This is a genomic window from Lentzea sp. NPDC003310 (genome assembly GCF_040610935.1).
Taxonomy (GTDB): domain Bacteria; phylum Actinomycetota; class Actinomycetes; order Mycobacteriales; family Pseudonocardiaceae; genus Lentzea.
In genome coordinates this window covers 40885-53335 of the sequence record NZ_JBEXNC010000026.1, presented here as the reverse complement: position 1 = coordinate 53335, position 12451 = coordinate 40885, and the positions used below count along the sequence as shown (strand labels likewise).

The 12451-nt window shown below is 69.3% G+C and carries 12 protein-coding genes; 5 read left to right on the top strand and 7 right to left on the bottom strand.

What is annotated here, in order from left to right; genetic code table 11:
- Positions 1–10 precede the first annotated feature (10 nt).
- Together ABZX02_RS39480 and ABZX02_RS39475 are read left to right on the top strand one after the other, a co-directional pair.
- Positions 11–397 (top strand): VOC family protein, encoded by a 387-nt coding sequence (locus ABZX02_RS39480; RefSeq protein ID WP_355306487.1) that lies wholly within the window; start codon positions 11–13, stop codon positions 395–397.
- Entirely contained in the window at positions 394–1227 is an 834-nt protein-coding gene (locus ABZX02_RS39475; protein WP_355306485.1) for a GNAT family N-acetyltransferase, read from the top strand. The genes ABZX02_RS39480 and ABZX02_RS39475 overlap by 4 nt, the downstream gene beginning before the upstream one ends.
- Here the strand turns inward: ABZX02_RS39475 and ABZX02_RS39470 are convergent.
- Genes ABZX02_RS39470 through ABZX02_RS39460 form a run of 3 tightly spaced genes read right to left on the bottom strand, consistent with a single transcriptional unit; the run spans position 1224 to position 3779 of the window.
- Positions 1224–1715 carry a hypothetical protein gene (locus ABZX02_RS39470; protein WP_355306483.1) on the bottom strand — a complete coding sequence of 164 codons (492 nt, stop codon included), beginning with the start codon at positions 1713–1715 and terminating at the stop codon, positions 1224–1226. The two genes, ABZX02_RS39475 and ABZX02_RS39470, sit on opposite strands and share 4 nt — an antisense overlap.
- A complete protein-coding gene (locus tag ABZX02_RS39465) occupies positions 1712–3103 on the bottom strand; it encodes a wax ester/triacylglycerol synthase family O-acyltransferase (protein ID WP_355306481.1) in 1392 nt (463 codons plus the stop codon). Before ABZX02_RS39465 ends, ABZX02_RS39470 begins: the two co-directional genes overlap by 4 nt.
- A 10-nt stretch (positions 3104–3113) precedes the next feature.
- The gene (locus ABZX02_RS39460) at positions 3114–3779 is read right to left on the bottom strand and encodes a phosphotransferase (protein WP_355306479.1); all 666 of its coding nucleotides are present in this window, start codon (positions 3777–3779) and stop codon (positions 3114–3116) included.
- A 105-nt stretch (positions 3780–3884) separates the two neighbouring features.
- On the opposite strand from ABZX02_RS39460, the gene ABZX02_RS39455 reads away from it, so the two are divergent.
- Positions 3885–4631, top strand: a complete 747-nt coding sequence (locus ABZX02_RS39455) for an RNA methyltransferase (RefSeq protein WP_355306477.1) — start codon at positions 3885–3887, stop codon at positions 4629–4631.
- A gap of 1 nt (position 4632) precedes the next feature.
- On the opposite strand, the gene ABZX02_RS39450 is transcribed toward ABZX02_RS39455, so the two are convergent.
- Together ABZX02_RS39450 and ABZX02_RS39445 are read right to left on the bottom strand one after the other, a co-directional pair.
- Positions 4633–4932 carry a hypothetical protein gene (locus ABZX02_RS39450; protein WP_355306475.1) on the bottom strand — a complete coding sequence of 100 codons (300 nt, stop codon included), beginning with the start codon at positions 4930–4932 and terminating at the stop codon, positions 4633–4635.
- 84 nt (positions 4933–5016) lie between these two features.
- On the bottom strand, positions 5017–5427 hold the full coding sequence (locus ABZX02_RS39445; RefSeq protein WP_355306473.1) for an HAD-IA family hydrolase: 411 nt from the start codon (positions 5425–5427) through the stop codon (positions 5017–5019).
- Between the two features lie 69 nt (positions 5428–5496).
- Here ABZX02_RS39445 and ABZX02_RS39440 point away from each other — a divergent pair, with 69 nt between their 5' ends.
- Positions 5497–5901 (top strand): Rv3235 family protein, encoded by a 405-nt coding sequence (locus ABZX02_RS39440; protein WP_355306472.1) that lies wholly within the window; start codon positions 5497–5499, stop codon positions 5899–5901.
- Positions 5902–6423: 522 nt separating this feature from the next.
- Here ABZX02_RS39440 and secA read toward each other — a convergent pair.
- Positions 6424–9372 (bottom strand): preprotein translocase subunit SecA, encoded by a 2949-nt coding sequence (gene secA, locus ABZX02_RS39435; protein WP_355306471.1) that lies wholly within the window; start codon positions 9370–9372, stop codon positions 6424–6426.
- A gap of 363 nt (positions 9373–9735) precedes the next feature.
- Positions 9736–10401: a ribosome-associated translation inhibitor RaiA gene (gene raiA, locus ABZX02_RS39430; protein WP_355306469.1), complete on the bottom strand. Its 666-nt coding sequence runs from the start codon at positions 10399–10401 to the stop codon at positions 9736–9738.
- A gap of 969 nt (positions 10402–11370) precedes the next feature.
- Here raiA and ABZX02_RS39425 point away from each other — a divergent pair.
- Positions 11371–11988, top strand: a complete 618-nt coding sequence (locus ABZX02_RS39425) for a phosphoribosyltransferase (protein WP_355306467.1) — start codon at positions 11371–11373, stop codon at positions 11986–11988.
- The last annotated feature ends 463 nt before the right edge of the window (positions 11989–12451 follow it).

Sequence of the window (12451 nt, the reverse complement as noted above, 5' to 3'; positions counted from 1 at the left end):
GGTCCGTCGGGTGGCGCGGGTGACTGGCATCGGCGGGGTTTTCCTGCGTTCAAGGGATCCTGTGCGGTTGGCGGCCTGGTACCGCGACAACCTCGGCGTGCCGATGAGCGAGAAGGGCACCGTCACCTTCCACTGGCTCGACACGGCGACGAACGAGTACCCCGGCACGACGACCATGGCGTTGTTCGCGCAGGACACGGAGTACATCGGCGAACCGCACCAGCGCACCATGCTGAACCTGCGCGTGGACGACCTGGTGACGTTGATGGCCAAGCTGAAGGCGCGCGGCGTCGAGGTGCTGCCCGACACCGAGGACTCGGAGTTCGGCCTGTTCGGCTGGTGCGTCGACCCCGAGGGCAACCGCATCGAGCTGTGGGAGCCCGCGGAGGGGATGTGACCGTGTTCGACGAGGCCGTGCGCGCGCTGCGGGAGTGGCAGCACGACGACCAGCCGTTCCAGCTCCACCCCGGCGACCTGGGCTGGCACCGGCGTTTCGGCGCCGAGGCGACCGGCGAGGCGGTCCGGACCTGGCGCGTCGACGGGCGGATCGTCGCCGTCGGGCTGCTGGACGGTGCCGACCTGCTGCGGTTCACGATCGCGCCGGAGCTGCGCGCCGACGAGTCACTGGCGCAGCGGCTGGCCGACGACATCGGCACTCCCGAACGCCGAGTCCTCCCCGCGGGCGCCGTCTACGTCGAGTCCCCGCTGGGCACGCGGTTCAAGGAGCTGCTGTTCGACCGCGGCTGGCAGACCGACGAGCCGTGGACACCGTTGCGCCGCGACCTCACCGAGCCCGTGCCGGAGGCCGGCGTGAAGATCGAGGTGGTCGGCCCGGACCGCGCCGAGCTGCACGCGGGCGTGATCAGAGCGTCGTTCGAGAAGTCGACGTTCACCGAGGAGCGCTGGCACGCCATGGCGTCCGGCTCGCCGTACGCCGACGCCCGCTCACTGGTCGCGTTCGACGACGGCGAACCGGCAGCGGCGATCACGGTGTGGTCGGCCGGTCCCGGCAGGCCCGGCCTCATCGAACCGATGGGCGTGCACCGCGACCACCGGGGCAAGGGCCTCGGCACGGCGATCACGCTCGCCGGCGCCGCCGCGTTGCGGGAGCTCGGCTCGTCGAGCGCGCTCGTGTGCACGCCCAGCTCGAACGCCGGCGCGGTCGCCACCTACCGGGCAGCCGGGTTCACCGCGCTGCCCGGGGTGTTCGACCAGCGCCGGGACTAGAGCAGCTCCAGCACGAACGGCAGTTCCTGTGCCGCGTACCAGGCCAGTTCGTGGTCCTCGGCGCTGCCCAGCGCGAACTCCGCGTCCGGGTCGCCGAGGTCGGCCGCGTCGATGACGTCCACGGCCGCGCGCACGTCCTGTTCGGCCTCGGCCGTGTCGAGGTGCACGGACGCGACGTCCTTCAGCGTGAACGAACCGCCGACCTTCACGACCGAGAAGTCGAGGTCGGGCCGCAGCGTCACGTCGTCCATGTCCACCGCGAGCACCGCACGCCGCGGCTCGGCCTTCTCGTCGGCGGCCAGCAGCCGCAGGGAGGCGCGGGCCGCGTCCAGCATGGCCGCGTACTCCAGTTCCTCCGTGTCGCCCGCCGCGTAGGACTCGCGCAGCGCCGGCGTCAGCGCGAACGCCGTGCCGGTCACCGGAGCCAGTTCGCCGCTCTCGACGAACGTGCGCAGCATCGGCACCGTGGCCGGGATGTAGACCCTCATGCGCTCGCCGTCCCCATCAGTTCCTCCACCGACTCCTCGACCATGGTCGCGAGAACGTCCACATCGGACATGGCGTCGCGGTCGCCGTTCAACCCGAAGTACACACCGCCGTCGTACGACGTCACCCCGATGGCCAGCGCCTGGTTCTTGGCGAGCGGCACGACCGGGAAGATCTCGGTCATTCTCGCGCCTGCCGCGTACAGCGGCACCTGCGGGCCGGGAACGTTCGTGATCATCACGTTGAACAGCCGGCGGCTGAACGAGCTCGCGGCCCGCGCGCCGAGGGCGTGCAGCGTGGGCGGGGCGAACCCGGACACCTTGACCAGCGCGTCGGCGGCGACGGACTGGCCGGACTCCTGGTGCGCGCGCATCGCGTGGCTCACGTGGTGCAGGCGGACGACCGGGTTCGGTTCGCCGACCGGCAGGTCGACCAGGTAGGCGCTCACGTTGTTGCCCGAGTCCGGGTCGGCCTCGCGGACCGACAGCGGGGCCATCGCACGGATCGTGGTGCTGCCGGTGACGTTCTCGCCGCGGCTGAGCAGCCAGTTGCGCAGGGCGCCGGACAGCGCGGCGAGCACCACGTCGTTGACCGTGCCGCCGTGCTGCTTGCGGATGGCGCGGAAGTCGTCGAGCTGGGCGCGCGCGACGGCGAACCGGCGCTGCGGCGAGGCGATGCGGACGTTCAGCGGGCTGCCGGACGCGGGCGTCGCGACGGTGCGGACCGCGCTCGCCAGCACGCCGAACGCGTTGAAGACCTTCTCGACCGTGTTGACCGTGTCGAGGGCGGCGCTGCGGACGTTCTCCACGAGCTCGCCGGGGCTGTGCACGATGTCGGTGACCGCGTCGGCCACGAGCTGCAGCGAGCTGGGCTCTGGCTGCGGCATCCAGAGGTTCTCGACGTTGGTGCGCGGCGTCGGCGAGACGTCGAGCATGACCTGGCCGATCTCCAGCGACGCGATGCCGTCGATCATGGCCTGGTGGGTCTTGGTGATGACCGCGGTCTGGTTCTTCTCGAGGCCCTCGACCAGGTAGATCTCCCACAGCGGGCGGGAGTGGTCGAGCGGGCGCGACATCAGGCGCGCGATCAGGTCGTTCAGCTGGGTCTCGTTGCCCGGCCTGGGCAGGGCGCTGCGGCGCACGTGGTAGGTGACGTCGAAGTCCGGGTCGTCGATCCACACGGGCCGTGCGATGCGTCCCGGGACGTGCACGACCTTCTGCCGGTAGCGCGGCACGAGGCTGAGGCGTTGCTCGATCAGGGCGACGAGCTTGTCGTAGTCGAACCCCGCCTTGGGACGGCGGAACACCGCGACGCCACCGACGTGCATCGGCGTCGTGGAGTCCTCCAGGTACAGGAACGAGGCGTCCAGCGCTGACAGTCGGTCCGGCATGCGCTCCAGCCTAGTGGCGTTCGCGGTCCATCAACTTCTGAAGTGCGGCACGTTCGCGGGGATCGCGGTCGTGCCGGGCCAGCCGGATGCGCGCGGCCTCCGGGATCGCGTTGCGCGCCTCCGGGTCCACGTTGGCCATGAACGACCGCAGGAACCGCCAGCGGGTGATCTTCCGGACCGGCGCTAGGTGCGCGACGGCGAGCGAGACCCAGCTGAGCGCCACGTCGAGCCTGCGGTCGCCCTTGCCGGCGCTCGCCCAGTCGAGGACCACGGGGCCTTCCGGGCCGAGCACGACGTTGCCGGGGTGCAGGTCGAGGTGCAGCAGGTCGCCGTCGCCGTCGAGGAAGTCGGGCGCGGCGATGGCGTCGAGGCGGTGGTGCAGGTCCGCGAGCTCCTCGCCGAGGCTGCCCGCGAGCCACGGCCTGCGGCCGATCTCCTGGGACATCCGCGGGCCGGGCACGTACTGCATGACGAGCTCGTCCGCGGTGGCGTCGTGCACGCGCGGAACGGGGATGCCGTGACCGCTCAGGTAGATCATCATCTCGGCCTCGCGCCGCAGGTCACGGCCTGTGCGGGTGCGCTTGACCAGCAAGCCGTCGGAACGGATGAACACATCCGAGTCCTGACCGCTCGCGAGATGTTGACGTTGCGCGACGCTGCGCATACCTGCCGTCATGTGACGATCATCATCGATATGATCCGAAACACAAGGGCCGAACGGCTCTAGTGGAGCTCTTCACCCGTTTGAGCTCTCCGTGGTTCCCTCTGGCACTCTCTTCCGGTGGAGATCTCGCCCAAGGACCGCTTCGTCACCGTCTACGGCCGCAAGCCAGTGCTGGAAGCGCTGGACGACCCGGCACTCACGGTGGACAAGGTGGTGCTCGCCGACACGGCCCGTGGCCCGGCCGCGCGCGAGATCCTCGACGCCGCCCGCACGCGCGGTGTGGCCGTGCAGCGCGCCACGGCGCAACGCGTGAAGGTGCTGGCCGGCAACGGCAAGCAGGACCAGGGCGTGCTGGCCGACGTGGTCGCGCCGCGCATGAAGCCGCTGGCACTGGCCCTGGAAGAGGAGTCACTGCGGACCGTCCTGGTGCTGGACGGCATCACCACGCCCGCGAACGTGGGCATGATCCTGCGCACCGCGACCGCCGCGGGCATCGACGGCATCGTCGTCCCCCGCCGAGGCGTCGCGTCGATCGACCCGCTCGTGGTGAAGGCCTCCGCCGGAGTGGCTTTCCGCGCGCCCGTGCTGCGCTGCGGCACCTCGGCGGAGGCCTCCGCTCTGTTGCGCGCGTCCGGATTCTCGATCCACGCGCTCGATTCCCACGCATCCGACACGATTTATTCCGCATCTTTTCCGACGCGCGCTGCTTTCGTGCTCGGCAGCGAAACCGCCGGAATCACCGACGACGTGCGTCCACACGTCACGTCGTGGCTCTCGATTCCGATGGCGGCGGGCGTGGAATCCCTGAACGTCGCGTCAGCGGCGGCCGTGCTCTGCTTCGAACTCGTGCGCCGCGCTCAATGAGCTAGAGCCAGTCGACGTGGTACCCGTTCACCCGCGGGTACCCGAGCAGCGACGTGCACGAGGCCACCGACGGCTCACCCCTGACCCGGCCGACGGTCCCGTACTGGTCCCAGACGCCCAGGCCGTTGGTGCAGTGCGCGACGGCCCGGAAGCGTCCCGGCCGCCCCTCGTCGCAGTAGACCTCGACGGTGCGCCCGTCCCGCAGGTAATCCTCGTAACAACCGCGTTCCTGCGCCTGCGCGGGTGATGCAATTGCCGTGGCTGCAATGGCGACTGCAACACAAGCGACAATTCTTCGCATTTTCTCCCCTTGGCAATAGGCAACTGACCAAAAGGACGCTAGTGCTTGCCCCAATAACGGGCAATGACGCTCCGGGGTGAACCCTCAGACGCGGAGCGCGATCGCTAGCAGGACTTCCAACTCCTCGAGGGTGGACCGTGTCGACCGATGGTGGACACCGACCATGCCGGCCTCCGCGGCCCCGCGGACGTTGACCGCGAGGTCGTCGACGAACACGCACTCGCGCGGCTCGAGGCCGAGCTTCCTGGCCGTGAGGAGGTAGATCTCGGTGTCCGGTTTGGCCAGCCCGACCTCACCGGAGATGACGGCGACGTCCAGGACGCTCTTGAGCTCGCGGGGTGGCTGCCACCAGCCGTCGGCGTTGGACAGCAGAGCCGTCTTGAGGCCGTGTCGTTTGACGGTGCGCAGGGCGGTGAGGAGCGGGGGTTCGGTGGGGTTGTCCTCGCCGGGGTCGGTGAGGACGCCGCCGTAGTCGAGCACGAGAGCCTTGAGCATGGTGGGGACCGTAGTCCCACTTTCGGGTGTTCCGCGTCCTGATCCGCGTCGTGGCCCGCCTGTTCTGGCATGCCCCCAGTTGTTCGACGTCTGCCCGCGTATGAGCCACCTGTCGGTGGGCCGGTTTTCGTCCCGCTGCCTCGGCCTCGGCCTGTTTGGGTGCCGGAGGTCTTGCCGCCTTCGCCTGCTTTGGATGCCGCTCGGTTGTTCTCGGTGGTGTTCGAGGTGTTGGACGGGCGGCGGTCTGCTCGGTTGTTGCGGGAGGTGGCTGTGCCTGGGCTGGCTGCTCGGTTGGGGGCTGGCGTGCGGCCTGCCAGTACCCGGATGGTTCGGCCGCCTCGGGTTTGTCATCCGGCTCGGTTCGTGGGGGAGCTGTCGGTGACTGTTCGGCGGGGGGAGCGGGTTTTGGCTGTGGCTGCTCGGGTGGAGTACCGGGGTGGGCGGTGGTGGTTCACCGCGTTCACGGTGCTGTGAGGGCCTTTGTGGCCTTTGCGGCCTGTCGCCTTGCGTTGTGGTCACCTTGCGTCTGTACCGAGCCGGTGCCGGACATCGCCGCTTCGCGACGATCGCGATTGGGGCTTGACTTCGGGGCCCTTGCGAGGCCTTCCTCGGCCTTTTAAAGCCGGGATTGTGAAGCCCGGCCGAGTGGTCAAGTTTAAGGCCTCGCACCCAAAGTCAAGCCCCAATCGCCGTCGTGGTTGCGTCATCACCGCTGACCAGAGGCTCGCAGCTCACACGCCTCGGCTTCGCCATTGCTTGCGGCCCGAGGGGGCTCGGCTTCGCCGTTGCCCTGGGTGGCCCCAGGCGGGTCGTTCCACGCGGTCCATCCGGCCCTCGCCCCGTGCATCCTCTTCCGCCGGCCCCTCCGCCTTGCCGCCTTCCGCCCAGCCACCCGTCCCACAGCGGTCCTTGCCTGTCCCCCACCGGTCCCCAAACGCCGCGTGGGCCGCGTCCCCTCGGGAACGCGGCCCACGCGGTGGTGGTGCGGTGTAGCGGTTAGCGGTTCTTGCGGTTGTTCTTCGCCGCCTGGCGGGCCGCCTCGCGGCGCTCCTTGCGGGTGCCGCCGCCCTGCTGGGCCGCGCCGCCGGACTCGCCGTGCTCGTCCACGCCGCCGTCCTCGGCCGGGCCGCTGTAGCTCAGGTTCTGCTGGCCCGGGCCGCCGAGGCCCTTGCCGCGCAGGGCGGGCGGGATGGCGTTGCCGCTGGCCAGCTGGGCCATGGCCGGGCCTGCGGGGGCCTGGGCCTGCTGCTGTGCCTGCTGCTGGGCGGCTGCCGCGGCGCGGGCTCGGGCGCGGGCGCCGCTGCCTCCGCCGTTGCCCGAGACCTGCGGGAGGGCCTGCGGGGCCGAGCCCACGGTCACCGGGACCTCGGGCTCTGCGGGCTGCTCCGGCTCGGCTGCCTCGACCTGGAGGTTGAACAGGAAGCCGACGGTCTCCTCGCGCAACGCGTCGAGCATCGCGTTGAACATCTCGAAGCCCTCGCGCTGGTACTCGATGAGGGGGTCGCGCTGCGCCATCGCGCGCAGGCCGATGCCCTCCTTCAAGTAGTCCATCTCGTAGAGGTGCTCGCGCCACTTGCGGTCCAGGACGGACAGCAGGACGCGGCGCTCCAGTTCGCGCATGGCGCCTTCGCCGACACGGCCCTCGATGTCGGCCTCGCGGGCGCGGTACGCGTTCATCGCGTCCTCGACGAGGAGGTCGCGCAGGTACTCGCGCGTCACGTCCTCATCGGACTCGAGGATCTCCTTCGCGTCCAGCGAGACCGGGTAGAGGGTCTTGAGGGCGGTCCACAGCTTGTCGAAGTCCCAGTCCTCGGCGTAGCCGTCGGCGGTGGCGCCGTTGACGTACTCCTCGACGACGCTCTCGATCATGTGCTCGACCTGTTCCTTCAGGTCTTCGCCTGCGAGAACGCGGTGGCGCTCGGCGTAGATCACCGTGCGCTGGCGGTTCATGACCTCGTCGTACTTGAGGACGTTCTTGCGGATCTCGAAGTTCTGCTGCTCGACCTGGGTCTGCGCGCTGCGGATGGCGCGGGTGACCATCTTGTGCTCGATCGGCACGTCGTCCGGCACGTTCAGGCGCGTCATGACCATCTCGACCATGGACGCGTTGAAGCGGCGCATCAGCTCGTCCTGCAGGGACAGGTAGAAGCGCGACTCGCCGGGGTCGCCCTGGCGACCGGTGCGGCCGCGGAGCTGGTTGTCGATGCGGCGCGACTCGTGGCGCTCGGTGCCGAGCACGTAGAGGCCGCCGGCCTCGCGGACCTCGTCGGCCTCGGCCTTGCCCAGGGTCGTCAGCTCCTCGACGACCTTGGCCCACTCGGCCTCGTACTCCTCCGGCGTCTCCACCGGGTCGAGGCCGCGGTCGCGCAGCTCGTGGTCGGCGATGATGTCCGGGTTGCCGCCCAGCACGATGTCGGTACCGCGACCGGCCATGTTCGTCGCGACGGTGACGGCGCCCTTGCGGCCCGCCTTCGCGATGATCAGCGCCTCGCGGTCGTGGTGCTTCGCGTTCAGCACCTCGTGCGGGATTCCCCTGCGCACCAACAGCTTCGACAGGTACTCGGAGCGCTCGACGCTCGTCGTGCCGATCAGGACCGGCTGGCCGTTCTCGTGCTTCTCGGCGATGTCGTCGGCGACGGCCTCGAACTTCGCCTCCTCGCTCTTGTAGACGAGGTCGGGCTGGTCCTTGCGCTGCGGCGGGCGGTTCGTCGGGATCGGGACGACGCCCAGCTTGTAGGTCTGGTGGAACTCGGCCGCCTCGGTCTCGGCGGTACCGGTCATGCCGCCGAGCTTTTCGTAGAGGCGGAAGTAGTTCTGCAGCGTGATCGTGGCGAGAGTCTGGTTCTCCGCCTTGATCTCGACGCCTTCCTTGGCCTCGATCGCCTGGTGCATGCCCTCGTTGTAGCGGCGGCCGGCGAGCACACGACCCGTGAACTCGTCGACGATCATCACTTCGCCGTTGCGGAGGATGTAGTCCTTGTCGCGGTTGTAGAGCTCCTTCGCCTTGAGGGCGTTGTTCAGGTAGCCCACCAACGGCGTGTTGGCCGCCTCGTACAGGTTGTCGATGCCGAGCTGGTCCTCGATGAACTCCACACCGAGCTCGGTGACGGCGACCGTGCGCTTCTTCTCGTCGTACTGGTAGTGGAACGACTTCGACTTCTCCTCGATGACCTCGATGCGGTCCTTCTGGGAGAGCTGGGTGACGTCGATGCCGCGCATGCGCGGGGCGAGCCGCGCGAACTCCGTGTACCAGCGGGCCGACTGCTCGGCCGGGCCGGAGATGATCAGCGGCGTGCGGGCCTCGTCGATGAGGATCGAGTCGACCTCGTCGACGATCGCGAAGTAGTGGCCGCGCTGCACGCACTCGTCCAGGCTCCACGCCATGTTGTCGCGCAGGTAGTCGAAGCCGAACTCGTTGTTCGTGCCGTAGGTGACGTCCGAGTTGTACGAGACGCGCCGCTGCTCGGGCGTCATCTCGGAGAGGATCGCGCCGACCGTGAGGCCGAGGAAGCGGTGCACGCGGCCCATCCAGTCCGCGTCGCGCTTGGCCAGGTAGTCGTTCGTGGTGATGACGTGGACGCCCTTGCCGGCGATCGCGTTCAGGTAGACGGGCATGACACTCGTGAGGGTCTTGCCCTCACCGGTGCGCATCTCGGAGATCTGACCCAGGTGGAGCGCCGCTCCACCCATCATCTGCACGTCGTAAGGACGCTGGCCGAGGGTGCGCTTCGCGGCCTCGCGGGCCACGGCGAACGCCTCCGGCAGCAGTTCGTCGAGCGACTCGCCGTCGGCGTAGCGCTTCTTGAACTCCTCGGTCTTGCCGCGCAACTCGGCGTCGGAGAGGTCCACCACCTCGTCTTCCAGGTGGTTGATGTGCTGTGCGATGTTGCGGAGGCGCTTGAGCATCTTGCCCTCGCCGGAGCGGAGCAGTCGGGACAGCACCATCTGGATAGACCTCATCACCTGTATCGCGGCGCGCCCACGTCGGACGCCTTTCCCCTGCCCATCGTAGGCAAGTCGCCAAGATGTGTGCACGGACACAGGCGGATTGGGCTAACTGACCTTGTTCACGCAGGTCAAACGCGGTTTGCGCGTTCTTCCCAGACCTCCTGGCGCCGGTGCCCCCACCTCGGCTACTGGTCTGGAGAACGCATGAGGACCGCGTAAAGGTTCCTGGTCGGGCCGATTTCACCTTCACGGTGAACAGCACGGCCCCAGAAGGGTCCGACCGGGGGTAGACGCGCGCCGCCGCCCCGCACGCGAGGGGTGCGGGGCGGCGGCGGTCGGAGGAATGTGGTCGAGCCGGGGTCAGGCCAGCCTGATCACGCCGTAGTCGAATCCCTTCCGGCGGTAGACGACACTCGGGCGTCCGCACTCGGTGTCGGCGAACAGGTAGAAGTCGTGTCCGACCAGTTCCATCTCGTAGAGGGCCTGGTCGACGGTCATCGGTTTGGCGGCGTGCTCCTTTTCGCGTACGACGCGTCCGGGCAACTTGTCTTCGAGGCCGTCGTCCCAACGCTGCGCGGGCACTTCCGCCATGCCCTCGTAGTCGGCCTCGGGTGCGTCGAGCACCGCGGTCTTGGCGCGGCGCGACGTCATGCTCTCGCCGGCGGACTGGTCCATCAGCCCGCTTGTCGCTTCGGCCACCGAGATCGGGGCGCGGGCCCCGTGGTGGACGCGCCTGCGGTCGTGTGACCGACGCAGACGGTTCTCGAGCTTCGCGACCGCTGAATCGAGCGCGGCGTAGAAGTCACCCGCGCAGGCTTCGGAACGGACCACGGGTCCACGTCCCTTGCCGGTGATTTCGACCCGCTGGCAGTTCTTCGACTGTCGGCGGTTCGGCTCGTGGAAAAGCTCCACGTCGAAGCGGATGACCTTGCGGTCGTAGCGCTCAAGCCGGGCCAGCTTTTCGGCGACGTGCACCCTGTAGTGATCGGGCACCTCGACGTTGCGGCCCTTAACGACGATGTCCATACACGACCTCCCTCGCTTTGCTGCGAGCTATGGCTGGACTGCTTTAAAAAGCGCCGTGGCGATCTTGGATCGCGCATCTGTCGCAGAGGGTCGTCTCCCTCAGCTCTCACGGCGCCAGGGTCATGGGCTGTTCGCCTCCTCCCCGCGGGCCGGGAACGCTGATAGCGGTGCACGTTAGCTTGGGATTCACCGTCGCGTAAGCCCCCTTGCCGGGGGAACGACGAGATTTTTTGGTGACTACGCAGCGCGACGACAGTCCGTTGCAAGTCGTTTCCCGAGCGTGGCCCGAACCAAACCCACCGGCACTTCGCTCACCCGAACGGCGCACACCACGGCCGACACTCGACCGCAGCTCCGCTGCGTCGAACGGGTCCCGTGGAGGCCTCATACCCAGCCAACGGGCGACCACCGCGTCATGTTCCCGAAACCTGGAAGAGATCGATTCCGAACCACTTCGCGCACGCCTGGAGCACTTCTTGCTGCCCATCCGTACTGCCCGGATGCCCGATCACACCCCGGTCACGCCCGCCTGAACGGCGGATTTCGCCCAATGGCGGACAAGGCAGTCGATCACTGTTGGGACGGACGTACAGCTATTTTCTGCAAATAACCGCTGGTCAGCTCGATACGTGAATAATCGTTAACCAGACGGGTGTGTGGGGCGGTGGCAGGCGGGCCACCCAAGGGGGTCGCCGCGCGGCTCGGGTGGCGCTTGATCAACGGCGCTCGGTGCGGACGTCCCAGTTCTGAAACGCCGGCTCAACAGACGTTGGGACAAACGGGTCGAAACGAGTTACAAGATCCCCGGTGATCGTCACAGAACTGGTGCCGAGCAGGGCTTTCCTGGCCCCTCCGCCGGGCTTGGAGATCGACAACGACACCGGAACTTCACTCGTGTGGGCGGTGCCGAAAGACCCCGCCGGCCGCCTGCCCGGATTTTCTGTCAGACCTCGCCGCCATCCTGGCTCCATGACAACTCTCGACCTGCTCGTCCCAGCGACCTGTTCGGGCTGCGGCCGCTCCGGCACCGCCTGCTGCGCCACGTGCCTCGACACCTTCGGTCCGCCCATCCGACTCCAGGTGCCCGGTGTGGGGCCGCCTGTGTGGACGCTGGCCACCTATCAGGGCGCCGCAAGGGAACTGGTGCTCGCCTTCAAGGAACGGGGCGCCCGCGCTCTGGCGGCGTGGTTCGGCGCACTCGTGGCGGCGTGCCTCGTCTCGGTCGGGCCTCCACCTTGGACGCTCGTGCCGGCGCCGTCGCGCCGCAGTGCCGCGCGGGGCCGGGGCGGCGACCACATGGTGCGAATCGCGCGGGAGGTGGAGATCGCAGCCGTCGCACCGGTGTTGCGGCTCGGGGCCGGGGTGGCCGATTCGGTGGGGCTGGGGGCCGGGGCTCGGCGGCGGAACCTGGAGGGGCGGGTGCTGGTGTGCGGGGTGCCGCCGCCGGGGACGACCGTGGTGTTGGACGACGTGGTGACGACCGGGGCCACGGCTGCCGCTTGTGTGCGGGCGTTGCGCGGGGTTGGGGTGCGGACGCAGGCGGTGGTGGTGTTGACGTCGGCTCGGCCGGGGCGGCCTGGGGAGTAGGGGGTTGAGGCGGGAGGAGGGTTGAAGCGGGAGGAGGGGCGGAGGAGGGCTGAGCCGGCTGCGCCGGGCTGGGCTGGACCGAGTCGGGCCGAGCCGGGCAGGGCAGGGCTGGGCCGAGCCGGGCCGGGCAGGGCCGGGCAGGGCAGGGCAGGGCAGGGCAGGGCAGGGCAGGGTCAGGCCGGGCCGAGGCGGGCCGAGCCGGGCTGAGCTGGGCAGAGCCGAGCTGGGTCGGGCCGGGCCGAGCCGGGCTGAGCTGGGCAGAGCCGAGCTGGGTCGGGCCGAGCTGGGTCGGGCCGAGCTGGGTCGAGCCGAGCTGGGTCGAGCCGAGCTGGGTCGAGCCGAGCTGGGTCGGGCCGAGCTGGGTCGGGCCGAGCTGGGTCGAGCCGAGCTGGGTCGGGCCGAGCTGGGTCGAGCCGAGCTGGGTCGAGCCGAGCTGGGTCGAGCCGAGCCGCGCCGAGCCGAG

What these genes read in the sequence shown, in the direction of transcription:
- ABZX02_RS39470 (WP_355306483.1), bottom strand. Translation starts at nt 1,715, where the DNA reads ATGAGGGTCTACATCCCGGCCACGGTGCCGATGCTGCGCACGTTCGTC.
- ABZX02_RS39465 (WP_355306481.1), bottom strand. Translation starts at nt 3,103, where the DNA reads ATGCCGGACCGACTGTCAGCGCTGGACGCCTCGTTCCTGTACCTGGAG.
- ABZX02_RS39460 (WP_355306479.1), bottom strand. Translation starts at nt 3,779, where the DNA reads ATGACGGCAGGTATGCGCAGCGTCGCGCAACGTCAACATCTCGCGAGC.
- ABZX02_RS39450 (WP_355306475.1), bottom strand. Translation starts at nt 4,932, where the DNA reads ATGCGAAGAATTGTCGCTTGTGTTGCAGTCGCCATTGCAGCCACGGCA.
- ABZX02_RS39445 (WP_355306473.1), bottom strand. Translation starts at nt 5,427, where the DNA reads ATGCTCAAGGCTCTCGTGCTCGACTACGGCGGCGTCCTCACCGACCCC.
- ABZX02_RS39440 (WP_355306472.1), top strand. Translation starts at nt 5,497, where the DNA reads ATGCCCCCAGTTGTTCGACGTCTGCCCGCGTATGAGCCACCTGTCGGT.
- secA (WP_355306471.1), bottom strand. Translation starts at nt 9,372, where the DNA reads ATGGTGCTGTCCCGACTGCTCCGCTCCGGCGAGGGCAAGATGCTCAAG.
- raiA (WP_355306469.1), bottom strand. Translation starts at nt 10,401, where the DNA reads ATGGACATCGTCGTTAAGGGCCGCAACGTCGAGGTGCCCGATCACTAC.
- ABZX02_RS39425 (WP_355306467.1), top strand. Translation starts at nt 11,371, where the DNA reads ATGACAACTCTCGACCTGCTCGTCCCAGCGACCTGTTCGGGCTGCGGC.